Origin of the sequence: Mucilaginibacter kameinonensis (assembly GCF_003675385.1) — a bacterium.
Taxonomy (GTDB): domain Bacteria; phylum Bacteroidota; class Bacteroidia; order Sphingobacteriales; family Sphingobacteriaceae; genus Mucilaginibacter; species Mucilaginibacter kameinonensis.
The window spans coordinates 322149-348405 of record NZ_RCWZ01000003.1; the positions used below are offsets into that span (position 1 = coordinate 322149).

Annotated in this window: 26 protein-coding genes; 14 read left to right on the forward strand and 12 right to left on the reverse strand. The window is 43.6% G+C overall.

Translation table 11 applies throughout. The annotated features are described in order from the left end of the window. Positions 1-8: 8 nt before the first annotated feature. The 5 genes from EAH55_RS14515 to EAH55_RS14535 form a co-directional block, all read right to left on the reverse strand. Positions 9-1046, reverse strand: coding sequence for a fatty acid desaturase (locus EAH55_RS14515; RefSeq protein WP_121810306.1), 1038 nt, complete (start codon positions 1044-1046; stop codon positions 9-11). Positions 1047-1349: 303 nt separating this feature from the next. Beyond that, complete coding sequence (locus tag EAH55_RS14520; protein ID WP_121810307.1) at positions 1350-2090, reverse strand: DUF72 domain-containing protein; 741 nt, start codon at positions 2088-2090, stop codon at positions 1350-1352. Beyond that, positions 2090-2314 (reverse strand): hypothetical protein, encoded by a 225-nt coding sequence (locus tag EAH55_RS14525; RefSeq protein ID WP_121810308.1) that lies wholly within the window; start codon positions 2312-2314, stop codon positions 2090-2092. Before EAH55_RS14525 ends, EAH55_RS14520 begins: the two co-directional genes overlap by 1 nt. After that, complete coding sequence (locus tag EAH55_RS14530) at positions 2311-2694, reverse strand: TraR/DksA family transcriptional regulator (protein WP_121810309.1); 384 nt, start codon at positions 2692-2694, stop codon at positions 2311-2313. The genes EAH55_RS14525 and EAH55_RS14530 overlap by 4 nt, the downstream gene beginning before the upstream one ends. A gap of 129 nt (positions 2695-2823) precedes the next feature. Then, complete coding sequence (locus EAH55_RS14535) at positions 2824-3006, reverse strand: hypothetical protein (RefSeq protein ID WP_121810310.1); 183 nt, start codon at positions 3004-3006, stop codon at positions 2824-2826. Positions 3007-3719: 713 nt separating this feature from the next. On the opposite strand from EAH55_RS14535, the gene EAH55_RS14540 reads away from it, so the two are divergent. The 11 genes from EAH55_RS14540 to EAH55_RS14590 are packed head-to-tail and all read left to right on the forward strand — an operon-like array spanning position 3720 to position 12952. Beyond that, complete coding sequence (locus EAH55_RS14540; RefSeq protein ID WP_121810311.1) at positions 3720-5237, forward strand: phytoene desaturase family protein; 1518 nt, start codon at positions 3720-3722, stop codon at positions 5235-5237. Continuing rightward, complete coding sequence (locus tag EAH55_RS14545) at positions 5234-6070, forward strand: phytoene/squalene synthase family protein (RefSeq protein WP_091221228.1); 837 nt, start codon at positions 5234-5236, stop codon at positions 6068-6070. Before EAH55_RS14540 ends, EAH55_RS14545 begins: the two co-directional genes overlap by 4 nt. 38 nt (positions 6071-6108) lie before the next feature. Further along, a complete protein-coding gene (idi, locus tag EAH55_RS14550) occupies positions 6109-6630 on the forward strand; it encodes an isopentenyl-diphosphate Delta-isomerase (RefSeq protein ID WP_121810312.1) in 522 nt (173 codons plus the stop codon). A 1-nt stretch (position 6631) separates the two neighbouring features. Further along, on the forward strand, positions 6632-7102 hold the full coding sequence (locus EAH55_RS14555) for a sterol desaturase family protein (RefSeq protein WP_121810313.1): 471 nt from the start codon (positions 6632-6634) through the stop codon (positions 7100-7102). Next, positions 7099-7854, forward strand: coding sequence for a lycopene cyclase domain-containing protein (locus EAH55_RS14560; protein ID WP_121810314.1), 756 nt, complete (start codon positions 7099-7101; stop codon positions 7852-7854). Before EAH55_RS14555 ends, EAH55_RS14560 begins: the two co-directional genes overlap by 4 nt. Further along, positions 7851-8534: a GTP cyclohydrolase I FolE gene (folE, locus tag EAH55_RS14565; protein ID WP_121810315.1), complete on the forward strand. Its 684-nt coding sequence runs from the start codon at positions 7851-7853 to the stop codon at positions 8532-8534. The genes EAH55_RS14560 and folE overlap by 4 nt, the downstream gene beginning before the upstream one ends. Then, positions 8531-9247, forward strand: a complete 717-nt coding sequence (locus tag EAH55_RS14570; protein WP_121810316.1) for an SDR family NAD(P)-dependent oxidoreductase — start codon at positions 8531-8533, stop codon at positions 9245-9247. The genes folE and EAH55_RS14570 overlap by 4 nt, the downstream gene beginning before the upstream one ends. Position 9248: 1 nt before the next feature. Beyond that, positions 9249-9905: a flavin reductase family protein gene (locus tag EAH55_RS14575; protein WP_121810317.1), complete on the forward strand. Its 657-nt coding sequence runs from the start codon at positions 9249-9251 to the stop codon at positions 9903-9905. 3 nt (positions 9906-9908) lie between these two features. Further along, a complete protein-coding gene (locus EAH55_RS14580) occupies positions 9909-11156 on the forward strand; it encodes an NAD(P)/FAD-dependent oxidoreductase (protein ID WP_112575288.1) in 1248 nt (415 codons plus the stop codon). Beyond that, positions 11156-12223 carry an oxygenase MpaB family protein gene (locus EAH55_RS14585; protein ID WP_121810318.1) on the forward strand — a complete coding sequence of 356 codons (1068 nt, stop codon included), beginning with the start codon at positions 11156-11158 and terminating at the stop codon, positions 12221-12223. Before EAH55_RS14580 ends, EAH55_RS14585 begins: the two co-directional genes overlap by 1 nt. A 39-nt stretch (positions 12224-12262) precedes the next feature. Continuing rightward, positions 12263-12952, forward strand: a complete 690-nt coding sequence (locus EAH55_RS14590) for a MarR family winged helix-turn-helix transcriptional regulator (protein WP_121810319.1) — start codon at positions 12263-12265, stop codon at positions 12950-12952. 404 nt (positions 12953-13356) lie between these two features. Here EAH55_RS14590 and EAH55_RS14595 read toward each other — a convergent pair whose 3' ends face one another. The 4 genes from EAH55_RS14595 to EAH55_RS14610 form a co-directional block, all read right to left on the reverse strand. Continuing rightward, on the reverse strand, positions 13357-14664 hold the full coding sequence (locus EAH55_RS14595) for a paraquat-inducible protein A (RefSeq protein ID WP_121810320.1): 1308 nt from the start codon (positions 14662-14664) through the stop codon (positions 13357-13359). Then, positions 14651-15952: a paraquat-inducible protein A gene (locus tag EAH55_RS14600; protein WP_244228204.1), complete on the reverse strand. Its 1302-nt coding sequence runs from the start codon at positions 15950-15952 to the stop codon at positions 14651-14653. Before EAH55_RS14600 ends, EAH55_RS14595 begins: the two co-directional genes overlap by 14 nt. Before the next feature lie 589 nt (positions 15953-16541). Beyond that, entirely contained in the window at positions 16542-20603 is a 4062-nt protein-coding gene (locus tag EAH55_RS14605) for a chemotaxis protein CheB (RefSeq protein WP_262707300.1), read from the reverse strand. 3 nt (positions 20604-20606) lie between these two features. After that, positions 20607-22127 carry a GAF domain-containing protein gene (locus EAH55_RS14610; protein WP_121810321.1) on the reverse strand — a complete coding sequence of 507 codons (1521 nt, stop codon included), beginning with the start codon at positions 22125-22127 and terminating at the stop codon, positions 20607-20609. 284 nt (positions 22128-22411) lie between these two features. Here EAH55_RS14610 and EAH55_RS14615 point away from each other — a divergent pair, with 284 nt between their 5' ends. The 3 genes from EAH55_RS14615 (at position 22412) to EAH55_RS14625 (ending at position 24099) form a co-directional block, all read left to right on the forward strand. Continuing rightward, positions 22412-22804: a response regulator gene (locus EAH55_RS14615; protein ID WP_121810322.1), complete on the forward strand. Its 393-nt coding sequence runs from the start codon at positions 22412-22414 to the stop codon at positions 22802-22804. A 506-nt stretch (positions 22805-23310) separates the two neighbouring features. Beyond that, complete coding sequence (locus EAH55_RS14620) at positions 23311-23751, forward strand: Hsp20/alpha crystallin family protein (protein ID WP_121810323.1); 441 nt, start codon at positions 23311-23313, stop codon at positions 23749-23751. A 54-nt stretch (positions 23752-23805) separates the two neighbouring features. Next, complete coding sequence (locus tag EAH55_RS14625) at positions 23806-24099, forward strand: hypothetical protein (protein WP_121810324.1); 294 nt, start codon at positions 23806-23808, stop codon at positions 24097-24099. Positions 24100-24651: 552 nt separating this feature from the next. Here the strand turns inward: EAH55_RS14625 and EAH55_RS14635 are convergent. From EAH55_RS14635 to EAH55_RS14645, 3 genes are all read right to left on the reverse strand, one after another. Beyond that, entirely contained in the window at positions 24652-25182 is a 531-nt protein-coding gene (locus tag EAH55_RS14635; RefSeq protein ID WP_091211776.1) for a DUF892 family protein, read from the reverse strand. An 18-nt stretch (positions 25183-25200) separates the two neighbouring features. Then, positions 25201-25563, reverse strand: coding sequence for a response regulator (locus EAH55_RS14640; protein ID WP_091211869.1), 363 nt, complete (start codon positions 25561-25563; stop codon positions 25201-25203). 385 nt (positions 25564-25948) lie between these two features. Continuing rightward, a complete protein-coding gene (locus EAH55_RS14645) occupies positions 25949-26140 on the reverse strand; it encodes a cold-shock protein (RefSeq protein WP_121810907.1) in 192 nt (63 codons plus the stop codon). Between the last annotated feature and the right edge of the window lie 117 nt (positions 26141-26257).

Consider the following 26257-nt stretch of genomic DNA (forward strand, 5'->3'; position numbering starts at 1 on the left):
ATAATATTTTACTGGTTCAGTTTGGCATTTTTGTGAGGCAGATAATAACGTTCATAAAATTGCTTTTTGTTATCCCTATAATCTTTAACCGCACCCAGCCAATACATTATTTTGATATAATACCAGGCTAAATCTACCTGATGCGGTTTAAAACCGCTACGTGCGCTCTTGGGATATAAATGATGGTTATTGTGCCATTCGCCTGCTACTAAACCCGGCCATAACTGATTGATTGATTTATCATTTTGATTGTAGTCCGTTCCTTCACGTTGTTTATCCCTTCCTTTGGCGTGGCCATCAAAATTAAAAGTACGTACACCAACCGCCCAAAAACCCGCCGCTCCAAACAAGCTAAATGCAAGTGCATTGCCACCCAGCAAGTAAAAAGTTCCATACCAGAAACCCCAGTTCAATATCCATGATAAAATCGCCCGGTAAGGATTCTCATAAGAGCCCCATTGCCGGTATTGTGTATAGTTATTGGCTTTAACCCCGGTATGTTTCATGAGTGATTTTACCCTGTTGTAATCGCGTTCACTTAAATTTTTAGCAATCGGCTGATGATTAACATCTGCCAAAAAGCAATAAAGAAAACCCGCCTGTGCGTTATAAGGATCGCCGGGCTGGTCTGATTTGGAATGATGAACGTGATGAGATATAACATAGATTTCTTCAGGAATTACGTTAATCGTCAGATTTTGTGTCACGAAACGCCAGAAGTTATTACGAAACTTATAAGCGCCATGCGTACAGTATCTATGATGCCATATAGTACCATGCGTGCCCATAATGATCATTCCATATGCAAAGGCTGCCAGTAAGGTCCACCAGTTTAAATAATAAATTAAAAACATCACGAAAAAGGCGGATAGGCAAATTACTTTCAGCCAACTAAATACGGGTAGCCAATTTTTACGGGTATTGAACAGGTTTAACCTAAAAAAAAACTCTTTTAGAATCTGACCGGCAGTTGGCTTAACCAGAGCCCCGGCTGCGTCTTTCCAACCGTATGATGGAGTTTGCAATACATAATCTAAGAACGGCATTATTGTTTTTGAGGTAAACGTGGGCAAAACGGCAGTTTCTCTGCTTACACCAAAGTTCGGTTTAGGGATTTTTACATGCGTGCATAAAAACGCATATTATTGGGGATAAATACCCTATATTTTAATCACCACTTATTTACCTATCAGATATCTGTTGAAGTACAGACAGGAGATCCGAAGGATAAACCGGTTAAGGTGGTGGCTAAGCGGACGAGAGGTGCTCAAGGATTTAGTAGTTGAAATGAACATCAAATTATCATTCGAACTATAATAATTGATTCTACCGTTCCCATCCAAGAGTTCTTAATTGTTTTGTTCAGCAAGCAAGCGTTTTAATAAATGTAGATTTTCTAAGGCTGCCCCGGCTGTATTATTAAAGTAAACATAAATTGTTTTGCCCTCCTCCCGCCATTCGCTGATATAAGCGGCATATTCGATGAGAAAACTTTCTGTATAACTTCCCTTATAATTACCGGATGGACCATGGAAACGGACATATACTAATTCATTAGCTGTGATCTCCATTGGTGCAGCCGATTTAGGCATATCCTGTAGCACCATCGCGGCACCATAGCGGTTTAATAATTCAAATACATTGTCCCTATACCAGGAAGAATGACGAAACTCTACAGCTATGGGCCATGTGTCAGTACTTAACATATCCAATAATTTTTCCAGCTGAGGTAAAGCGTTTGCGTGCAGGCTGGGTGGGAACTGAACTAACAAGCATCCCTGTTGAGATTTTGGTAACCGGATCGCGTCCATAAAACGGCTGACTTCCTGCGGGTTAAAAAACAGGTTCTTTTCATGGGTAATCCCTCTCCACAGTTTAAAAGTGAAACGAAAACCTTCACTTACTTCTGTGGTCCAGCGAGCAATGGTTTTAGCCTGAGGAATTTTATAGAATGAGCTATTAATTTCGACACTGTTTTCTTTTAAAGAATAATATCCCAACCTGGATAGGTGGCTGTATTCTGGCAGAAAATCACGTTTCGGCATGTCAATCTGCAAACCGCTGGTACCACCAAAGAATTTTCCTTTCATCAGTCGAGGATAATATACCAGTGATTCTCATCGTCCAGCGCATAGATAAGGCCGTCGCTCATTTCATAAACATCACGGTCAAGGTTTTGGCTAAAGTACATTTTTTCATCGCGGATAACCGTGCCGTTATTCTCTATTCGCAAAAATAACAACAACGCGCCAAGGTTTGGTGCTACATCCTTGAGATGCCTTGCCTCACCTTCCTTTACAAATGCCGAACTCATGCCTGTTTAAGTTTTGCTTCCATACTTTGGGTAGTGTGCGGCACAGCACGCAGACGTTCTTTGGGGATCAGTTTACCGGTAGAGCGGCAAATGCCATAGGTCTTGTTTTCGATGCGCGTCAGCGCAGCTTCCAACTGCTCAATAAACTTCTTCTGCCGTCCGGCCAATTGGTTAATTTGTTCCTTCTCAAAAGTAGCCGAACCATCTTCCAGCGTTTTCCCGGCTATCGCGGCATCATCACCGTTTGAATTGGACGCGCTAAGCGTCCCAACCAGGTCCTGCAGTTCTCCGCGTGCCATATTGATCTTATTTTTGATCAATGTTTTGAACTCATCTAATTCGGTGTCACTGTATTTCGTCTTCGTATTTTCGTGTTGCATGAAGGGGTTAACAATGATTCATATAAATAGTTCGATAATTTAAAAAGTATTTGCTTGTAGGAAATTATCCCAACTCCCCCATCCGCAGTAAACAGACAATATATGAAGTGTAAACATGGATGGCCCGAATTATCCCGCTGTAAGGCCAAACAACCTACTCAACGTAACCTGGGCCAAATCAAGGTTTGTTTCCTTTTTAATTTGACTGGTAAGTGACGCTATATCTGCAACTCCTACCGATTGCAGGCCTGCTTTAAAGCAGACCTCTTTTTTTAATAACTCAATTTGCGAGCTTAAAAGCCTTTCTGACACTTACTTCTCCTCTTCTGATTTTAAGCATATTACGTACAAAAAATCAGAAAGTTGAGTTTATTGTTTAACAAACACGCAATAAGAAAGAAGAAAGTCGAAAGACGTGTTACATTTAGTGATTATTTTTCAGATTTAATTTTATTCGTCATCTTCTTCCTCGCTTTCAGCCTCCGCTTCGCTATTCTCGGTCAGGCCTGCTCGCCGGAGGGCGACGAGCCATAATACATTTACGTAAGGCCGGTTTTATTCAGCCCTTTCTACAAGAAAAAACAATCCTGCAACCAAGGTAAAACTGCTCAGGAAACGCCTTTGCTAACTACCTAATGCGCCAATGGCCATCACGGTGCCGACAGGACCGCCTCGCCAACTGTGGACCAGCAAGAATATACTCAAAAACGGAGCTATTCCTGCTTGCATGTCCGCCTTAAAAAATTAAGTGGCTGTAATGGCCGTATAATCTTATGTTTTGATTGGGATTGGCTTTGCCGCGCGGTCATGTCGTGCCTAAACAGGATAGCTTACCTAATATCTCACTGACTTTGGTTGCAAAGCTACTAGCTAACAGTAAGATCATCAATTAAAAATGTTTTCAGAAAAGGTAATTTAAAACCTTTCTGAATTAATACAAAAATATACCATTTACGAAAATATAGTATATAATTGAATTATATTTGATTTAACAATTCAAATTAACCTGTTTCCTTAAATACCAAATGTTAAAACCAAAGCATATTGATCACACTATTCCTGTTAAAAAATCTTCTGTTGCTGTAATAGGTTCCGGATTTTCCGGCCTGAGTGCAGCCGCCTATTTAGCCAAAGCAGGGCACCGCGTCAATGTTTATGAAAAAAACATTGAAATAGGAGGCCGCTCCCGTCAAATGGTTGAGGAAGGTTACACGTTTGATATGGGTCCGAGCTGGTACTGGATGCCGGAAGTGTTTGAGAACTTCTTCAATGATTTCGGTTATAAAGCGTCCGATTTTTATGAATTAAAACAACTTGATCCCGGGTTCACTATTGTCTTCGGAAAAAGCGATGTGTTAAATGTACCTGCGGACTACGCTGCTTTAGAGACGCTGTTTGAATCGATAGAGTCCGGAAGTTCCATCCAGCTTAAACTTTTCTTAGAAGAAGCAGCCTATAAATATCGCGCAGGCATGAATAAGCTGGTACACAAACCCGGATTGTCTTTATTGGAATTTGCCGACTGGGATCTTATTAAAGGTGCATTTAAGCTACAGGTGTTCAACTCTTTCGCCAAACATGTACGGCGGTTTTTCAAGGATTCGCGCTTAATCACCCTGATGGAATTTCCCGTGCTTTTTTTGGGCGCGATGCCGGAAGATACCCCGGCCTTATACAGCCTGATGAATTATGCGGGGCTTAAACTTGGCACCTGGTACCCTAAAGGTGGATTTGGTAAAGTCATCGAAGCGATGCAAAAAGTATGCGATGCACAAGGCGTAGTTTTTCATACCAATTCACCAGTAAGCCATCTGCAGGTTGCGAAGCAAAAGATCAAAAAGGTAGGCAGTAAACATGGCGAGAGCGATTACGATGGTGTTATTGCCTCTGCAGACTACCATCATGTGGAGCATCAATTACTCGATAAAGCTAACAGGAACTATAGCGATGATTATTGGGAAAAAAGGATAATGGCTCCTTCGAGCCTGATCTTCTATTTAGGTGTAAATCTTAAGATCGAAAAACTTGAACACCACACTTTGTTTTTTGATGCGGATTTAAAGCTGCATGCTACAGAAATTTACAAAGACCCAAAATGGCCGACAAAACCGCTTTTTTACGTTTGCTGCCCCTCAAAATCAGATGATAGCGTAGCCCCCGACGGACATGAAAATCTATTCATCCTCATGCCGCTTGCACCGGGTATAGCAGATACCGAGGCATTGAGAACGGAATATTTCGGGTTAATTATGGAACGTTTGGAAGATTATACTGGTGTATCGATCAGAACCGCACTTGACTATAAGAAAAGCTACTGTGTAAAAGATTTCAAGACAGATTACAATTCCTTTAAAGGGAATGCTTACGGCCTGGCCAACACATTAATGCAAACCGCGCACCTTAAACCTTCCATCAAAAATAAAAAGGTAAAGAATCTTTTTTATGCCGGGCAACTTACCGTTCCAGGGCCGGGAGTACCACCTTCAATTATTTCGGGTAAGGTTTCCGCTCAATTGCTCATACAATATCTTAACCATAAATGAAAGAACGATTTGATATCTTATCTGCTACTTGCAGCAGGGAAACAACCCGGCTTTATAGTACCAGCTTTTCCCTGGGGATATTATTTCTTAACAAGGAGGTACGTCATCCCATACACGCGATTTACGGCTTTGTAAGATTAGCCGACGAAATCGTGGACAGTTTCCATAATTATCCAAAATCACTTATGCTGGCAGAGTTAAAGGCTGACACCTTTACCGCTATCGAGCGTGGCATCAGTATTAACCCGGTAATTAATTCATTTCAACAGGTTGTCAACCAATTCAAAATCAATCACAATCTGATCATACAGTTTTTGAACAGCATGGAGATGGACCTTGGTGAACAATCTTATAATGCAGAAAAATACCAGCAATATATAATGGGTTCTGCCCAGGTAGTCGGACTGATGTGCCTGCACGTATTCACCAATGGCAATCAGGCCGAATTTGAGCGCTTGAGAATCCCTGCGATGAAATTGGGATCGGCTTTTCAAAAAGTCAATTTTCTAAGGGATGTAAACGCTGACTATGAGCAACTGAATCGCACCTACTTTCCGGATGTTGACCTGTCTGCATTTTCAGACGAGAACAAGCGTGCTATAGAACAGGATATTCTTTCAGAACTTAACGAAGCCCTGGAAGGGATCAGGGAGTTGCCACGTTCCTGCCGCAAGGGTGTTTACCTGGCTTACGTTTATTATAAGAAACTATTCGGGAAGATAGCGAAAGTACCGGCCGAAAAAGTAATGTCGGAAAGGATACGGGTATCAAACGGGCACAAGTTTTATTTAATGTTTGATTCACTGGTAAGGTACAAGTTGAATGTGCTTTAATCCATGATGAAAGATCTGGTAACCTAAATAAATAACAATTGGAAGATAACATAATTATAGTTGATACAGCCGGTAACGCTATTGGTGAAATAGATAAGATGGAGGCTCACATATCGGGAACGCTGCACCGCGCCTTCTCCGTTTTTGTATTCAACAGCAAAGGTCAGTTGCTGCTTCAGCAAAGAGCGTTGGATAAATACCATTCCGGCGGACTTTGGACTAACACGTGCTGCAGTCATCCGCGTGCATATGAATTTACGCCGGATGCCGCTCATAGACGTTTGCGGGAAGAAATGGGAATGGATTGTGAACTGACCGAGTTATTTCAGTTCAGCTATCGACATGAATTTGCGAACGGGTTAATCGAAAATGAATACGATCATGTTTTTATGGGCATCAGTGATGAGTTGCCGTTGCCCAATCCTGCAGAAGTGGCCGGTTTCAGGTATATAGATACAGATCTGTTAAGTTTTGAATTATTGGAACAGCCTGAGCAATATACAGCCTGGTTTAAAATATGCCTGGAACAAGTGTTGGAAATATACCGTCAAATTATTTAAAATGAATTTGCTTATTAACATTGCTATTGTATTAACTGCATTTTCAGGAATGGAAGGTGTGGCGTGGTTAACCCACAAATATGTGATGCATGGTATTTTCTGGCCGCTGCACCGTGATCACCACCTGAAAGAACATTACGGCTTTCTGGAACGTAATGACTTGTTCTTCCTGATCTTCGCGCTTCCAGGCATTGCCTGTCTTGCAGCAGGAACACTATATCGTTTGCCGGTATGCACTTGTATCGGCACAGGCATCACGCTTTATGGCGCTTGTTACTTTTTTGTACACGACCTGTTTATCCATCAGCGGATAAAAGTGTGGCGTAATTCAGAGAACCGTTACCTGAAAGCCATCCGCCGGGCGCATAAAATGCACCATAAGCATACGGGTAAATATGACGGCGAAAGTTTTGGTATGTTATGGGTATCCTGGAAATATTTCCGTCACACTTCAAAAAATAACCCGGCATGAGATTTACTTATCTGTTAATCGATCTTTTTTCAGTGCTGGTGCCCTTTCTTTTTTCATTTCATCCCAGCCTGAAGTTTTATAAAAACTGGCGTTCACTTTTCCCGTCAATGTTCATAACAGGGGCAGTATTTATTGCCTGGGATATGTATTTCACTCACTTAAAAATATGGGGATTTAATCCTGTTTACCTCATAGGCATTTACATCGGTAACTTGCCTGTCGAAGAAGTGTTGTTCTTTTTTTGTATCCCTTACTCATGCGTGTTCACTTATGCTTGTTTAAATGTAACGATCAAAAAAAAGATATCTGCCCGTTATCAGATTATCATTAGCTCATTACTAATAGCCCTTTCTTTATTTATGGCAATCTGTTTTCATAAACAACTTTACACGTGTTATACTTTCGCCGCTTTAGCTATCTTACTTTTTACCGCACAGTTTATTTCAAAAGCAAGCTGGCTGCCAATGTTTTATAATGCTTATTTGCTGTTGTTACTTCCTTTTCTCATTGTGAATGGTTTGCTAACTGGCACCGGCCTGGAAAACCCGGTAGTTTGGTACAACCCGGCACATATTATAGGCTTACGTATTTTGACCATTCCCGTTGAGGATATCTTTTATGGCATGGATTTGATCTTATTAAATGTAATGATCTATACAGGTTTAAGCGCGAGGTTTTACCCTTGGTTTAAAAATCAGAGAAAGGCGATAAATAGCAAAAGCTCTTTACCTTATGTTAAAACAATTTCATGATAAAAAACGAAATATTGAATGACTTAACTTTAGCGCGGGTGGTAACTGATCTGGAGCAGGATCATTATAATGCTCCCTTTGACACACCTCTCCGTCCTGACGCTTTTGAACTGGACGATGATACCAAAATGGAACTGATTGCCAAACATTTTACAGCGATCATGGAAACTTTGGGGATGGATCTGGAAGATGACAGTTTGAAAGACACGCCTAAGCGGGTGGCTAAAATGTACGTGAAGGAGATCTTCAGCGGCTTGAATCCCGCTAATAAACCCAAACCCACCTTATTCAAAAATCCATTCAACTATAACCAGATGCTGGTGGAACGGAATATTGCTGTATTTAGTAACTGTGAGCACCACTTTGTACCTATTGTAGGTAAAGCCCACGTTGCCTATATCAGTAACGGGCAGGTGATCGGTTTATCAAAGCTTAACAGGATTGTTCAGTATTGTTCGCAAAGACCGCAGGTGCAGGAAAGGCTCACCATGCAGATAGCCAATATGCTCAAAGAAGCATTGGGCACGGAAGATGTAGCGGTTATCATAGACGCGCACCATCATTGCGTATCCAGCCGTGGCATTCGGGACGCAGGCAGCACCACGCTTACCGCTGAATATAGCGGGCAGTTTTTAAATATCGAAACTAAGAATGAATTTTTAAGGTATATCGGATCATGAATTTCAACGGAAAAAATATCCTGGTAGTCGGTGGCAGTTCCGGCATCGGCCTGTCGCTGATTAAATTGCTTCATCAGCAGCAAGCCAATATTTATACGATATCAAGATCGGCATCAGCCGAGTGGCCGGAAGATATACATTTTTTAAAAGCCGACGTTTTAGAAAATTTGGATGCGGTAGAAATGTTCCTTCCAGAGCAATTACATGGCCTGGTTTATTCGGTTGGCAGCATCACCCTGAAACCGTTCAATAGGTTAACCGATGAAGACTTTTTGAAGGATTTCCAGCTGAATGTTTTAGGTGCAGCACGAATGATCCGGCAAGCTATTAAGCCTATAAAAAATGCCGCCGGTTCATCTATCGTGTTGATCAGTTCTGTCGCTGCCAAAACAGGCATGCCATACCATGCCAGTATCGCAGCGGCAAAAGGTGCGGTTGAAGGTATGGCCCTTTCTTTAGCAGCAGAGCTTGCTATTCAGCATGTCCGGGCTAACGTGGTTGCACCGTCGTTAACAGATACACCACTCGCTCAAACCTTGTTGAGCACAGCTGAAAAACGGGAAGCCTCTGCTAAACGCCATCCTTTAGGAAAGATAGGGCAACCCGAAGATATCAGCCGGCTGATCGCATTTTTATTATCGGATGAGACCAGCTGGATGACCGGGCAGGTTATCGGCATGGATGGTGGCTTAGGTAAATTAAAAACAAGTTAAGATGCAGAATATAAAGAGCGAACAGATCTATCGGATGGAAAAGCAATACCGAACAAGCCTGATCAATAGTTTGATAGGCTACCGGGCTTTGAATCTTTTGGGCACAACCGGCAATGACGGTATCACCAACTTGTGTATCATCAGTTCTGTTTTCCATTTGGGTGCCAACCCGCCGCTTATCGGAATGGTGATCCGGCCTGAACGTGAGCACAATGATACGTTGCGTAATATCAGATCAACAGGACAATACACCCTCAATAACGTGCTGCCCGAATGGTACATGCAGGCACACCAAACCAGCGCAAGTTATCCTTCGGGCGTTTCTGAATTTGATACCTGCCATTTCAAAAAGCATTATGTGAATGGCTTTAAAGCGCCTTTTGTTACAGCATCCAACATACGCATAGGGCTGGAACTGCGTGAGATGATTGATATGGAAGTTAACGGAACAACCATTGTAATTGGTGAAATAGTTCATATCCTAACAGAAGATGGATTGATCGGTCAAGATGGAACAGCTGATCACGGTAAAGCAAGAACCATGACCGTGGCCGGTTTGGATACTTATTATCTTCCGCAACCCGTTGGGCAACTCGCCTATGCCAAGCCCGGTGTTGAACCTCATCTATTAAATACACATGTCAACTTCAATACATAAGCGATGAAAAAAGACGCGGAAGTGATTATTATAGGTGCGGGAATAGCCGGTTTAACAGCTGCCAAAATATTAAAAGCTGCCGGAAAATCGGTTTTGGTTTTGGAGGCCTCCGATGGAGTGGGTGGCAGAGTGCGAACAGATGAGGTAGATGGCTACCTGCTCGACCGGGGTTTCCAGGTTTTTCTGACAGCTTATCCCGAAGCCAAAAAACTATTAGATTACAAGACGCTGGAATTATGCAAATTTAATCCCGGCGCAATTATTTTGAATAGGGATGGTATCACTACTTTAGGTGATCCGGCCAGGCAGCCAGGTTCGATAGTGAGCACTTTGCTGTCTTCAGCCGCTACATTTGCTGATAAACTACGCATGCTCCGCTTAAAGCTAAAATTGGCTGGTAAAAGTATAGATGAGATATTTTCAGAACCGGAGATCACCACTACAGAATACCTGAAAAAAGAAGGTTTTAGCGGAACGATCATGAACCAGTTTTTCCGCCCTTTTATGACAGGGATCTTTCTCGAAGGCCGGCTAAGTACTTCCAGCAGAATGTTTGAGTTTGTTTTTAAAATGTTTAGCGAAGGTAATGCTGCGATCCCTGCCAAAGGAATGGGCATGATACCTAAACAACTTGCTGAATGCCTTTCTTCACAGGAACTGCTGTTTCATCAAAATGTATCAGCAGTTAATGGCGGCTCGGTAACAACAACAGATGGGGTTGTCTATCAGGCTAACTATGTTTTGATCGCTACCGATCCTTTAAGTTCCCCCATACGTAACAGAAATTCGAAAATTGAACATCATTCTGTGAGCAATATGTATTTCACCGCTAAAAAAAGACCGTTCGAAAAGCCTCTTATAGCTTTAAATACGTTACCGGGAAAAATTGTAAATAACATAGCGGTAATGGATCGTATTTCTACCGGGTACTCTAAAAACGGTGATACTTTAATTTCACTGTCGCTTATCGGGGATCATTCTAAAGCCAACCAAAACGAACTCCAGGAAAATGTGGTTAATGAATTGAAACTCTGGTATCCCGAAGCCGTCAGCTGGAAGCATTTAAAAACCTACCATATTGATTATGCGCTGCCCAATGACGACCACGTAACCAATGAACCTGATTATACAACTATGTTGGTGAATGCCCAATGCTTCACCTGTGGTGATTATTTGATGAATGGCTCGATTAATGCAGCGATGAAAAGTGGCAGGCAGGCTGCAGAGGCCATGATAAATACCATGTTTTAATGATCAATCATAATTTATATAGCAATGAACTTTTAGACCGTAAACGGCTATTGTGCGACGCGCAGGCAGATGAGTTTATACGTTATGTTTTTAGCGATCCGGCAAAGAAAAAGCAATTACAGGACTGGATGGGTGGCGCTTCTGGTACTTTACATTTGAATTTATTACAAGATGCCTTTCCGGGTTTTGCCTTTATTGATAACGCTACAGAACTGCCCACGTGGGCACAGCCACGGCTAATGAAAACCGGCGCTGTTTTCTTTGCCCGGCACTCTGAGATCATTATGAGTTTACTTGGGTTGTTATCATTACCCTATTGTTATAATGCAGCCAATGGTGCAATGGTGCTATACTTGTCCGAGCTGATCCGCAAGCAAACCACCAAAAGGCTTTTTGATACCGCTGTTTTTGTTTGGGAAGTAATGGGGCCGGATGCTTTCAGTAAAAACGGAAGCGCTTTTGAAGAAATTTTAAAAGTGAGGATCATGCATGCGGCCGTTCGTTACTACACGCTGCAAAGCGGCAAATGGAACGACAGCTGGGGATTGCCCATCAACCAGGAAGACATGGCCGGAACAAACCTGTCATTTTCGCTGATCGTAATTCGCGGGTTACGAATGCTCGGTTACAGCGTAAGCCAGGAAGATCAGGCAGCGTTTATGCATATCTGGTCAGTGGTAGGTTACTTGTCCGGATTAAATGAAGACCTGATCCCCGAAAATTCCAAAATGGCTCAGCAATTGGATACTATAATTAAACGAAGGCAATTCTCTGTTTCCGTCCATGGACGGGAATTGGCACAATCCCTGACCAATCATATTCTTTCGGTTAATAAAAGCAGCGCTACGGCCAATGACATATTGGGTTTAATGCGATACCTCCTCGGTAAAGAGGTAGCAGACATGCTTGGCATCAATGCACCTGAACTGCCCCTATACAAACTCAGTCTGATCAAAACACTCAACCTGCTTAAAAGCCTCAAACCGCATGGTGACACAAAAAAAAATTACCAAACAGCATACGCTGCGTTCAAAAAACAAAAACCGGAACTCATTAAAAGAGGCTAAATTCGACCTATGAACCGATACGCTTAAATTTACCAACGCATGAAATCATACCAACTTATTCATCAACTGATCAATCTTGTGGCCGAAATGGAAGAAGAGAACCAGGGACGGGAAGCATCGATACAGGATTTTACAGGCTTTCTGCTGAATAAAGTTGGTGGGCCCTCCGGCCGCAATCATAGTAGTGAAGTCAGGTTTGGCGACAACGACAACGCCGCTTTGGACATTGCCTATCAACTCGATAATAATATCGGACGCCTGTTTGTATTCATGAGCCGCTACGCGAAATCTTATATAAAAAAAGCACTGGAAGGCACGCCCCTGCAAACCGCCGAGGATTTTACCGCCCTGGCAATCCTTTTAACGCATACCCACTTGTCAAAAAGTGAACTGATCAGCTATAATCTACAGGAAAAAACATCGGGTACGGAGGTGCTCAGACGTTTGATCGCCCACGGTTTGGTAAGACAATGGGACGATGAAAAGGATAAAAGAAGTAAACATATTGCGATTACGGATAAGGGGAAAATACTATTATTTCAGGTATTCGAACATACCAGCTATGTGGGTACGATCATCACCGGCAGATTAACTATCAGTGAGAAATTCACGTTACAATATCTTTTACAAAAGCTGGAAAACTTTCATTTGGAACACTACGAAAAGAAGACCATTATTAACAAGGAAGACCTTAAAAAGATAGCAGCGGAAGTTACACGTGAACAATGAACTTCTGAGCGTTAACACCGCAGATACAATCCTGTCATTAAAAAGGTCGGCGAAGAGCGAAAAATCTAAATAATTATTTCAGCGTTCGCATAACCACCATTATCTGAGCCTCCTGATGTTAGTAATCTGTTATGCATTTGTTTCCGAGATTGCGATTGTACCGAGGCAGCGTTTCCTCAAACTTGACCAGCGATCCCGGCTAAATATCTTTTTTGTCTAAAGAAGCGAGCTGCACATGGCGTGTAAACGGACCGATGATAACTGATAAGCTGCTGCTTCAATAAGACTAATGATCAAAAACAAAACTGCTGATAAGCTTTCACCTATATATAAACTCATCTGGTGTGGAAATAGAGGCTGACTGCCATTCTGAAATGTTCGGCGCTGTATGTTACGCGAAGCTTTCAAATCCCGTCATGGGGTGAAACCTGTTTTAAAATATAAGAAAGCAGGGCGGCGAACAACACATAGCCCGCGAATATAAAATAGCCCGGCTGCAATGAGGTACCGTTCGCCGTGACCACGTTTAACGATGCGCTGTGGATATTCAAGCCGGAAAGCTGGCTTTTCAGGATGCCGTTCAGACCAATATAGGTCATCAGCATGCCGACGATCATCACATCGGACATATCCCATTTACCCAGTTCGAAGGTCAGGTAGCGGACGATGCCATTACGCCCTGTCTTTTTAGGGCTGAGTACGTAAATGCCTTTGGCGATCAGGCGCAATAAGGGCAGGACCAGTATGAACAGCAAAATGAGCGCCCCAACCAAAATGGCGTCTGGTTTGGATTGCGCGATGAGGGTTTCGACGATCCCTGTGATACTTTTGCTTTGATAAAAAAGCACCTGATTTTTAAATTCTACCCTCCCGTTCAGGAGTTCGAGGTCCAGCGACTGGATACGTGCATCCACTTCGATGACGGGTAACAGACTGCCGGTAACGAGCATCACGAACGCGAACAATAACGCGAAAATGAATAAGGGTGTTTGCAGGTGCACCTGCCTGCGCAGGGTAAACCACAATACCAGTGCCGCCAGTACGCAGCCAAGCATCACGCAAACGTATTGGATGAGTTGTATTTTCAGGACAGCGAGCCTTTGATCAATACGCTGGTTAAAGGTAGCCGGATCAGACACCTTGTATTTTTTATAAACGTATTTGGTGACCGCGTAATTGGCTACGCTTACGCTGTCATAGATCTGGCTCGTTAACTGGTCGACCTTGCTCCCGGCGATGTTTTTCAGGCGTTTTTCGCTCTCCGGGCTGCTGATTTTGGCCACGATGGTTTTGGCAAAAGGCCTGACCTGGGCCTGCAGTTCGGCAGAGTCTACCAATGTATTAAAAGCGAGTTTTTTCAACTTGCCGACCAGTCCTTTCTGCGGCTGGTTGATCTCGGCTACCGTTTTACTCACCAGTTCATGCAATTCCTTTTCAACCATCAGCAGGAGATCTTTTTGCTGCGTTTTCGTGATATGATAATCCTGGATCTGGTTGCTCAGCACATCAGTGATCCGGTCCCGCCACTGATCGATGGAGAACAAGCCGAAAGTAACGCTGTTGGACAGACTGTAATCCTCTTTAACCTGTTCCCGTTCGGCGGAAATACCGGCCAGCCGGTAACCCGAATAGGCCGCTCCGCCCAGCAACACACCAAGTCCGGCAAGCAGGATGACATTTAAAATGGTATATTTCTTTTTAATGGCTGTCATGAGGGGTAATGTATTTCAGGATGGTAGATAGGATCAGCCCGTACAAGACGAAACTGATAAAGATAATATAGCCGGGCTGCAAAGCCGTATTATTGGTGGTGATCAGCGTCAGGTCCTGGCCGCGGATATTCAGCATGGCGAGCTGTTTATCTAAAAGGCCGTTCAATCCGATATAGGTCATCAATATGGCGATCACGATCACGTCGGCCATACTCCATTTCCCCGACTGGAAAGCGAAGTATTTGACCACTTTATTTTCCGCTATTTGCCGCTTGCTTAATAAATGAATACCTGTAGATGTAAGCTTCATAACCGGGAAGAGGATACTGAAGCAAAGTATGAGTACACCGACAGCGATAGAGTCGGCAGCGGGCTGTTTTATTAAGACCTCTACCACGCCCAGGATGCTTTTACTCTCATAAAAAAGTACTTGGTCTTTAAAGGAGACATGCTCGCCCAGCAGCACAAAATCAAGCGCTTTGATCCGGCAGTCCACCTCGATCATCGAAGCGCTTAATCCAACCGCCAGTAATATAAAAGCGAATAACAGGGACAGGATGAACAGCGTCCCATGCAATTCGGTTCGCTTCCGCAAAACCCACCATAAAGCCAATACGGCGAGGATACAGCCCAGCATCAGGAAACAATAACGATACATAGCCACACGGATCTCTTCCAACATCTGGTCCAGCTTTTCATTCAACTGTTCTTTGGAATGTACCTGGTATTTACGGTACATCCTGTCAATGATGGCACGATTGGCCCGCAAAGTACTGTCTATGGTTTCAGTGTGCTGCAGCTGGGTAAATTTACCCATCGCCAGGTTGCTCAGCTTATTCTTTTGATTCGGGTTGTCAGCCTTGGCGATGATCTTACTGGCGAAATCCGGAACCTGCGCCTTGATCTTATCGGTTTTAACAAAAGTCTTAATGGCCAGTTTGCGGATTTTTCCGGCCAGGCTTTGCGGCTTCTTCTCCACCATGGCTTCGGCCTTGTTGATGAGCGCGTAAAGCACAGATTCCACTTCCGCTTGTAATTCCTGTTTTTGTTTGGGTGTCAGTTTGAAATGTTTCACCTGCCTGTTCACGATCCCCGCGACCTCGTCCCGCCATTGATCAACGGACAATAAGCCATAAGAAATACTATTGACCGTGGAATGATCCAGCTTGATCATTTCCTGCCTGGCCGATAGGTCGTGTAACCGGTAACTGAAAAAACCCTCAAAGCCGAGCAGAATGGAGAGGCCGAAGATCAGTAGTAACTGGGGTAAGTGTTTTCGAATAGCCAAAGTAAACTATAAAAAATTCGCGTGATTATTGGACGCTATTTATACATATAATATCATGCCATAACTTTATACAGGATAGAGGCGGAAGGTTTCCCTTTTTTCTGTACGTTTTTCCGAACAAACTTCCAGGTCAACCGGCTCTCTAAAATCTCTGCCCGCTCTCTGGTTTATCATTATTGATCAGCCAGCGACACTGCTGTTAAATCTCGCCACAAATTGCTCAAGCCCAACTTGCTGATCATACCCCCCTTTCCCTGCGACTAAGAATTAGCTATAATAAAACAGGTTCGTATAGGTCGTCATGAGACCAGTTTATCCTGTGGCAGGCAAACCGACAGCATGTTTTGCCTGTATCGTTCATGCAAAATACTTGTTCATCCGAATTTAGACCATTCGAAGTCAGAGCGGAAATGCCATAGTGTCCTTTTCTGCCCGGGAAATCTCAAACGATAGCGTTTACATCGAAGTCATGCTATTATTCCTGAACAGGCCCCTGCTTTTGATCAGCGAGCCGAGCCCTATCTGAAAACATAATATTCCGGGATGCAAACCGGTAATATTAACTCCGGTTTTATAAACAGCTGAACTATTAAATTTGAACGGGTACACTAAACCAGAACGTCGAGCCTTTCCCCTCCTGACTTTCGACTCCTATCTTACCGTGATGCCGCCTGACGATTTCTGAACAAATGTACAATCCGAGTCCTAAACCCGCAAAGTGCGTGGATGATTCCTGCACACGATAAAAGCGGTCAAACAGAAATTCACGTTTATTCTCAGGTATACCTATTCCGAAATCTTTGACCTTTACGCAGAATTGCCCACCGGCTATTCCGCATCGAATTTCAACCCGATCATTATTGGGCGAATATTTTATGGCATTGGTCAGAAAATTATTGATCACCTGTTCCAGGCGGGCCCGGTCGGCAGTAATCTCGGCCCTCTCCGCGTATTCAAACACCAAGTTATGGGCACCACCCTGTGCCCGAACCTCCTCAATACTCTCACGCACCATAGCTATCGCATCAAAACGCTCGTAGTTCAATTGCAGCTTGCCTTCCTGAATCTTGGTTACGTCCAGCAGATCATCCAACAAGACCGTAAGTTTACCGGTTTGTTTTTCAGCTTTGTCGATGAAAGATACCATTGGATCTTTCTTATCCATTCCGGCAGCCATTCGCTGTAGAATTTGCAACGAACCTTTCAGACTGGTAACCGGAGTTTTCAATTCGTGGCTCGCAACGCTCATAAACTCATCCTTTTTACGCATTAGTTCTTCTGTCGCTGCCTGAGCCTTGATGAGGTTATTTTCGGTTTCCTTTTGTTTCGTGATATCTATAATTGATCCGACAAGGCGATAAGGTGTACGGAATTCATCTTCGAGTATACTCCCCCGGTCAAGTATATAAGCATACGTATCGTCAGCTTTCAGGAAACGGTATTCCGCTGACCAGTTTTTTTCATGGTGATTAATGGCCTTATAAACTCCATCCTGTACCCACTGCCGGTCATCGGGATGAATCTTATCGAACCAAAAACCGATACGGTTAGTGTCGTCGTTGCGCTCATAGCCAAACATGAGCGTGAAGTTTTCACTGCGCCAAATGGTATTATTGATCAGGTTCCAGTCCCAGATCGTGTCATTAGTGGCCTTAGCAACCAAGTTGAAACGTTCTTCGCTTTCTGTAAGTTTGCGTGTACGCTCAAAAACCCGGTCCTCCAACTGATTGTTTAAGGTTTTCAGGCCCTCGCGGGCTGTAATCAGTTCGTGATAATTCCTGCGTAGTTTTTGTTCCGCATTGCGCCTGTCGGTTATGTCCGTCAGACTAATCACGAAGCCATCGTCCATTTTAGCTGTAACGACCTGATACCACTGATTGTTAACAGTCTGAAGCTCGGTTTGCAATGGCTTTCCGCCCTCCGCTACCTTGGCAAACTGTTCAAAAGTAATGGTTTGATACAGATCAGGGAAAGCCTTGACAGAAGGTTGTTCATCCATCTGCTCCGCCTGCTTTTCCGACAAAGCTAATGCAGCGCTGTTATAAGCGATACATTTGAAATCAGTGATCTTGCCGGTGTGGTTGCGTTCTCCCTTGAAAGCGAGGATCGCAGCCGAGCTGGCATTGAATACGCCGGAAATTATATTATTCAGTTCCGTTACCACCGAAATATCAATAAAGGTGATCACCACCCCATCCCGCTGTCGATCTTTCCGGATGTAAGGCATTATGCGCATCAGGTAGTTTTTACCATCTTTTACCCTGACTTCCTTTTCTACTACCCGTTCATTTGACAATACCGTATGGATATCATTCACCAGCTGGTCGTATTGAATGTTACTGGAAATATGGCTGATCGGTCGCCCTACGTCAGCGTCGATCAGGTTAACGATCTTCACAGCCGCCGGATTGAATTTACGGATTCGCATGCCAGCGTCGATAAAGATCTGGCCGATGTCAGTACTCTTAAAATAGTTGTCCAGGTCATCGTTCAGTTCAACCAATTCGCGAATCTTGACTTGATGTTCGGTGTTCAGTGTATGTAGTTCTTCGTTCAGGCTTTGCAGCTCTTCATTTCCTGATTGCAGTTCTTCATTTGCCGACAGCAATTCTTCATTGCTGGATTGCAGCTCCTCGTTGGTGGTTTCCATCTCCTCCATCGCCATTTGCAGATTGGCGCGGGTTTCGTTCAGTTCGGCTTCCACTTCGAGAATATGCTCTTGCTGTTGCGCTGTTCCCATGACCGGCAGAGCGATGCCTTCTTTTGTTCCGGGCTCGGCCTGCGTTTCCGTGAACATCAATAAGGTGCGAGCATCGGAGCCATTGTCCACGGGAGGTTTTACAGTGATCTGCAGGAACATTTCCTCTGATTCCCTTTTAACACGGATTTTATTTAAATAAGTCTTTTTATTCTCCTTCCATGCCCGGCGGATGGCGGTATTCAATAACAGCGCCACATCGCGGCCTACCAGGTTAAGGATATTCAGGTCCAGCTTTTTCTCAGGTAAATTCAGGTACCTGCGGTAATTACCTATAGTATCCCTGACCGTGAAGCTTTTGTCAATAAAAATAGCAGCGGCATCAAATTCTTCGGTGACCAACTCCAGGAAATCGTGTTCTATGGTTTTTACTTGCGAAACAAGTTTGGCCACTTTTTTCTCCGGTACTTTCAACGATGGCGTAGCTGCCGTGTAGGTATGATGCAGGCCGTAACTGATGGTCCCTGATTTCTGATAGACCTTCCATTTGCTGCTGATCTCGGTTATTCCTTCCTTTATACTGGCTGCATTCTCGCTGGAGCCCAGGAACAAAAAACCACCATTATTAAGTGCATAATGAAACGTAGCCACCACTTTTTGTTGCAGGAGGCTATTCATATAGATCAACATATTGCGGCAGGTCACCAAGTCGTTTTTAATGAAGGGCGGCGACTTAATCACATTGTGCCGCGCGAACACGATCTGTTTACGGATAGAGGGAATAACAGAATAGCCTTTGCGGTCTTTTACAAAATATTTTTTGAGTAAGGCTGGAGGTATTTCTTTAGCCACTGTCAGCGGATAAATATTCCTCCCGGCGATCTCGATGCTTTTCTCATCTACGTCGGTCGCAAAAATCTTTACCTCCAGGCTCTTACCGGCCTGCATTAAACAATCATTGATCAACACCGCGACAGAGTAAGCCTCCTCCCCGGTGCTGCAGGCACAAACCCAGACTTTAAGCAGGTCACCTTCCTGCTTCTGACGAATCAGTTCCGGGATAATGTCTTTGGCCAATACTTCGAATGCCGCTTTATCACGAAAAAATTTGGTGACCCCAATCAGGAAATCTTTGGCAAGTAAGGTTACTTCCCCGGCATCCTGGTGAAGAAGCGCCACGTAGTCCCTGATATTTGTGACTTCCACCGCAGCCATACGCCGGGCGATTCGGCGGAGTATGGTCGGCGTTTTATATAAATTAAAATCCTGGTCGCTGTTCTGGCTAACTAACTGAAACAATTCGTTCATCAGGTTGTCGTCCAACTGATCCGGTGCCAGTTCGGGCGCAAATTTTTGCTGCACGAAGTGGTGCAGTTCCAGATGCATTTTAGCTGGCGGCAAAATAAAATCGGCGTTGCCGGAAGTAATAGCGCTGTTGGGCATGCCGTCAAATTTCGCGGATGCAGGTTCCTGTACCATGACCATGCCTCCAGCTTCTTTAACTGCTTCTATACCTTTGGTCCCATCGGTGCCCGTGCCCGAAAGAATGATTGCAACCGCTTTGTCGCGCTTTTCTTTAGCCAGGCTGAAAAAGAAGGTATCTATCGCGGTGTTGGGTGTCTTATCTTTTACTTTATCCACCAGTTTCAACTGATTTCCTTTAATGGTCATCAATTTTTTTGTCGGCATAATGTAAACACAGTTCCGCTGCAACTTCTCGTCATTAGCCGCTTCCACAACCTTCATACGCGTATGCTTGGACACCAGTTCAGCGAGCAAGCTTTTGTAATCCGGGGACAAATGCTGTATAACTACAAAAGTGAACCCCGAATTGTCAGGCATGTGGTCAAAAAATTCGTGAATCGCTTCAAGGCCGCCTGCTGATGCCCCAATGGCCACGATATAGCGGTCGTTTGCTCTTCCTTCAGAAAATGTTAAGGTCTGCCTGGCCACGCGTTAATTATAATTAGCTTGTTTTGTTTTGAACTCATAAATAAATGTGCGAAGGTTTTCCGCCGTATCCAATTCCTGTTTATTCCAGGCCTCGGCAGTTTGGTAAACTTGTTCCTTCCATATTTTAAAGGAGGCTCTCGGATGGTACTTGGTACCGTCAGGATCAAAATTAATCGTTTTTCCCGGATTGCCGCCCCAGTTGATCGTTTGCACCACTTCAGGACGGAATGCGAGCAGGTATTCACCGCGCTCTTTATCAATCGGGATCGCCATTAAGCCACTGGCAATGGCTGTAAAAGGGATAATTTCGTCAAAAAGCTCCGGCAGCCGATCGGTACTAAAAACACCGTCCGTATTTTTGTTTTGAAGCCAAAGCAATAAATTTTCAACGGTGTCCTTTTCAGGAACATCGCCTGTAACATGATAAATACCCTGATAAACGGCAATAGCTCCGGTCGCCCGGAATGCGGCCATGAAATGGATGCCTTGTTCAGGCATCAATCCGGCAAGCACATCATGTGCTGCGTAAACCTGGGCTATCAAACCGGTCTGCTGCCTTTGCAGTTCGCGTTCCCGCTCGAAAACATCCGTATTTAAGATTGCGGCTATGCGGTTGGAAATCACAGAAGAGACCAACTCACACACCGAACACAACTCAAAATTTAAATAATGCGGTGTCTGGTGATGGCAGGCGATCAGTCCCCAGAGCGTATTATTGTATATGACGCGTATGGACATGGATGCATTCACGTTCATATTTTTCAAATACTCCAGGTGCACCGCGGCTACCCCGCGCAGATTGCAATCGGAAAGATCGATAAAAGCGTTGGTAACCGGATTAATCACCGGGTAAAGCCGTACCGGCAGATACTCCCGGTCGGGAATCAAACGGTAAGAATTTTTCAGATATAGCTCGCGCGCCTGTTTAGGCACATCCGACGCGGGGAAAGTATGGCCCAGATAATGTTCCAAATCTCCTTCTTTCTCCTCTGCGATAACCTTTCCGTTCCAATCTTCATCAAATCGGTACATCATTACCCCGTTAAACCCGGTTATTTTTCGTAGTTCATGGACGGCTGCCCGGCTGGCATCTTCTATGGTCTCTGCAGCTTCGATAGCTGCCATGGCATATTTTACTTCCTCATAAACATTGGTGAAAGAGCGTTCAACCGGCTGGTCAGCGCCTTCGATCTCCAGTATGATAAGAGCGTCTTTGAAATGGGCGAGCGCCAACAGCCGCCGGCCGGAGATGCTCAGCGTCAGGGGGATTTTTTCTTTAGAACGCCCGGCAAAGCGTCGCTGCAAATCCTTTAATTGTTCCACATCAGCAAACTTTCCCAATTCCTTACCCGTAATTTCATGAAAATCCTCCTGAAACAAATCCGTACAATTTTCACTGAGCTGGAGAATGTGAAAACTGACCTGATCAAGGACAAGCAGGTAACCGTAAGATTGAACCACATTGATGTAGTTCAGGGGCAGACTGCCGCAAAATTCCGAATCGTAAGTTGTCTTCTTAGCCATCAAGCATATCATTTTTAACCGGCACTTACCTGTAATTGTATCGCAATTAAGCACACACAGGCCGACATCATGATTAATATGCCAGGTTCAGCAGATGCAGGGCTAAAATATTAATTTCCCGGAAAGAAAAGAATTTTGCCTTATAATACAACACGTGGGAGTATTCCGATGAATAATTCCGACCAATTTAACACCTGCACCACAAAATGGTTTTGCAATCTGGATTTTTAAACAAACTCTACGGCTTATTGTTATAGCTTCCAAAACGCGAATGTGGTTACTAAATGAATAAAGCAATCAACGAAACACTTAAAAAAATATTGATTTTGGAAGACAATCAGGATATTTTAGAAATCCTGCGCGAATGGTTAACCACTGCCGGCTATGAAGTAGCTGCTTACGACACGGTCACCGACATTATCGCCCTGACCGAAGCACAACAACCAGACCTGGTTTTAATCGATTATCTGTTAGGCGGTATAAACGGCGGTGAATATTGCGCCCAGCTTAAGAAACATCGTACAACGGGACATATCCCGGTCATCATGCTTTCAGCCCACCAGCGGGTTATCGACTCTTTGGGACACTACGGCTGGGATACTTTTGTCGCGAAACCTTTTGATCTTGAATATCTCACGAAACAAATTAATTCCATGATCAATGAACAAGCGAAGTAAATTCATTGGGGAATTCGGATCTCTACGGTGGCAAACTTTATTTGATAAAAACAGCTTGGCATACGATCTGCCAAAAATATATCAAGGGACGGATGTCAATGTTTAATCAGCGCCAACGTCGGAGATCATCCAAGCGAAACAGCGCTGAGTACCATCGCAAAGACTATGGGACACTGGACCTATCTGGTATGCCAGGATGCTAAACAAGCCATCCTTACGAACGCTTAGCGGACGAGCATGTTAAATAACGCCAATGCTTTATCTAAAGTAGTCCCTCACTGAACTGTCATCGGTCCATGCCCAGGGTCAGTGAAACAAGGTTTTATGTCGGAAATATCAACGCAGCGAAATTTTGACATTGGGATGCTGTAAATTTTTCATCAAAACTGAAATTTTTGCAGCATCGAACGCAGTTTTCGTAATTGGCATACGGCTTGATCTCCCATGACCAGTTTAATTAACATTATAAGTTTCAAATCATTAATTTATTAAGGAGGAAAAGACCTATGACATTGGTTAAATTTAATCCAGTTAAAAACAGTGGTTCATTAATCCCAGGCTTTAATGATGTATTCGATTCTTTTTTTAATGACAATTTCTTTAACGACCGCCTGACCAGTCGTGTGCCTGCGGCCAACATTAGTGAAACTGAAGACCATTACCACGTGGAACTGGCTGCGCCAGGGCTGCGAAAGGATGATTTCAAATTGAATCTTGACCGTAACGTACTGAACGTTTCGGTGGAGCAAAAGAGCGAGCGCAACAGCAATCAAAAGAACTATAGTAAACGCGAATACAGCTACAGTTCATGGGTTCGCTCATTCACGCTTCCGGATAGTGCAAACGCGGAAAGCATCGAAGCGGCCTATACCGATGGCGTGCTGAAGGTCGATATCGCCAAACGAGAGGAAGCTAAAATCGTACGACGACAGATTGAAATTAAATAAGCCCACTGACCGTAAAAACCACACGGCCCCAAACCGGGGCCGTAATTAGTCATCATGGAATCACCGTTTTATTTATTAATGAGCCTGAAAACACCCAGGAGTTATGAACCCTTCGGAGAATTTAACCTGGGGTTTGACCGGCAATCAGCCTACGATTTATTTGATAGCCTGGATGGCAACCCAACAATCGACGACCGTTGCCCTTTCCATATCGACCTCATCGAAACCGTTGACGCCCTGCCGGAAAAGATCCGCAGTAAATGCTGCAAGCTGGAAGAACTGGGTAACAATATGAAGCTGATTGCATTGGAAACATTCAGGCAAAAAAACTTACAGGAGGAAAAATGATCACCAAAATGTTGCTAACCCTGCTACTGATAGCTGCGGCACTTATTTTGTTTCGCCGGAATGACGATGGCTGGGCCTGGTGACCACCAGGCTTTTTGAAAGGGCCTTCTGTGTGTGCTACAACGGCGCAAAGGTGTTTATTTCTAAGGTAAGCAGCCGAATACAACTTACAACTACCACGAATCAGGCCAATGAGGATGTATGGCACGGAATTGGCATGATGAACAACATAGGCATCATTTATATTAACAATGAAGAAACCGAGCCGGGAGAAAATAACATTACCTGCCTGTTTGCCGAGACTGATGGTTCGCTAAAATTGTTCATAATGAGGCACATTACAATTTGTTCATGCTCTTACCATTCACAGGCCCGATCGCCTGACCATCATATATCAATCTACCTATGAAGAAAAGCCTCGAATGAGGCTTTTTTTTCTACCTTACTATCTGTTTTTTTGTACATATGAATATCATTATCAAATCAGGCAACCTTTTGTATGACTTTTTTTAAAGACAAAAACAGCCTCAAACAGCAGAAATCAAGTAATTTCTATGCCACTGAAGTGACGTACTTCGCAGCAATAAGCAGCATTAACGTCCTGTCAGCTTTGGCTTCATCGTAATTCTCCCGGATTAACTGTTTAATCTGGTTATTTTTCAATTTGACCGCCGCTATCTGAAGAATCTGAAATGATGCCATTTCCATGCTTTCAATATTGTGCAGATAAAACAAAATGGACATATCGCGTAACTCGTGTTTTTTTGCGTGCAGTTTGATATCCTTAAAAGCATCATCTACCAAACCGGCTAATCCGCCGAAGTTCCCAGGATCGATACTGCTGTCGAGTAAAGCAAAGATCAGTTCCATCCTTGCCATTTGTTTTTCTACGTCCTCCACCGTTTCTGTGATGGCATGCCGGAGATCCTTAAAATGGGCCTCAGCGGCGATTACCGGAAGGTTTGCAACCAGATGTGCTTTCGCTGCATAGATTTTATTGAGGTGGCTAATAAAAAACGACTTCAGTTCTTCTTTCGCCAAACTGATTTTATGAGCGTGGCCACCAGGTTGTTTTTCCATCATAGCTATAATTTCTTTCTGCTAAGATAGGTATTGTTTAACATGCATCAATAACTCGTAAATATCAAATGGTTTCCTGACAAAAGCGTTAGCGCCACAACCTGCAGCGATCAGGTCAAGATCGGTTTCTGCCGAAACCAGCATCACCGGCAGACTTGCAGTCTCGTAATTAGATTTGATTTCCCTGCAAATCTCCGATCCCGACTTTCCGGACCCTACAATATTTACATCCAGCAAAATAAGATCCGGGTGGATCACCTGGATATATCCCGCAGCCTCGCCCGTGTTGGATAAGACAACATCGTACCCAGATTCCTGGAACACGATGTTCAGTATTTCGAGGATATCCTCATCGTCGTCAATGACCAGAATTTTTTTTGACATATGCTGCGAGCTTAATGGTTCAGTTATTACAAAACCGTGTCCAAAGCCTCGTAAAATAATAAAAAAAAATCACGAAGGTAATTTAAGGAACAAACAACAGGATTTACTATTAATAAAACGGTGAAGTGTTCGACATAGACTACAAGTTGTTTTATTAAATGGATTTTTCGATCTGTTTGTTTGTAAGCTATTTACCTCAGGTAGCCAGGGATTTTGAAGGGCTTTTGCAAAAGTGGCCTAAATTGGAAGGAAATGCGTTTGAGAGTTTAAAAAACGTGCCATTAGCCATGCCTGGTACGAAATTATTAAGAGGGTGACTGTTAAATTAAACAATAAAAAAGCACCTTTCTATTAAGAGAGGTGCTTCACATAAAGTTATAGTGAATTAAGCTACTTTTACATTTACTGCCTTGGGGCCTTTGAGACCTTCTTCCACATCAAAACTGACAATACATTCTTCGCGAATGTTGTCAATCAGCCCTGTAGAGTGAACAAAAATTTCGCCTTCACCATTGCTAGGTGTGATAAATCCAAACCCTTTTGTGTCATTAAAAAACTTTACTGTTCCTTGTTTCATTTTATGATAATTAATAAGTTGACAATCAATTAAACCTGCTTGCGCACTAAACGCTTTACTTTTTCGCCCGCGCACCTTTTAACCGCATCACTGAAGGTACTCCACAAGAAAAAGATT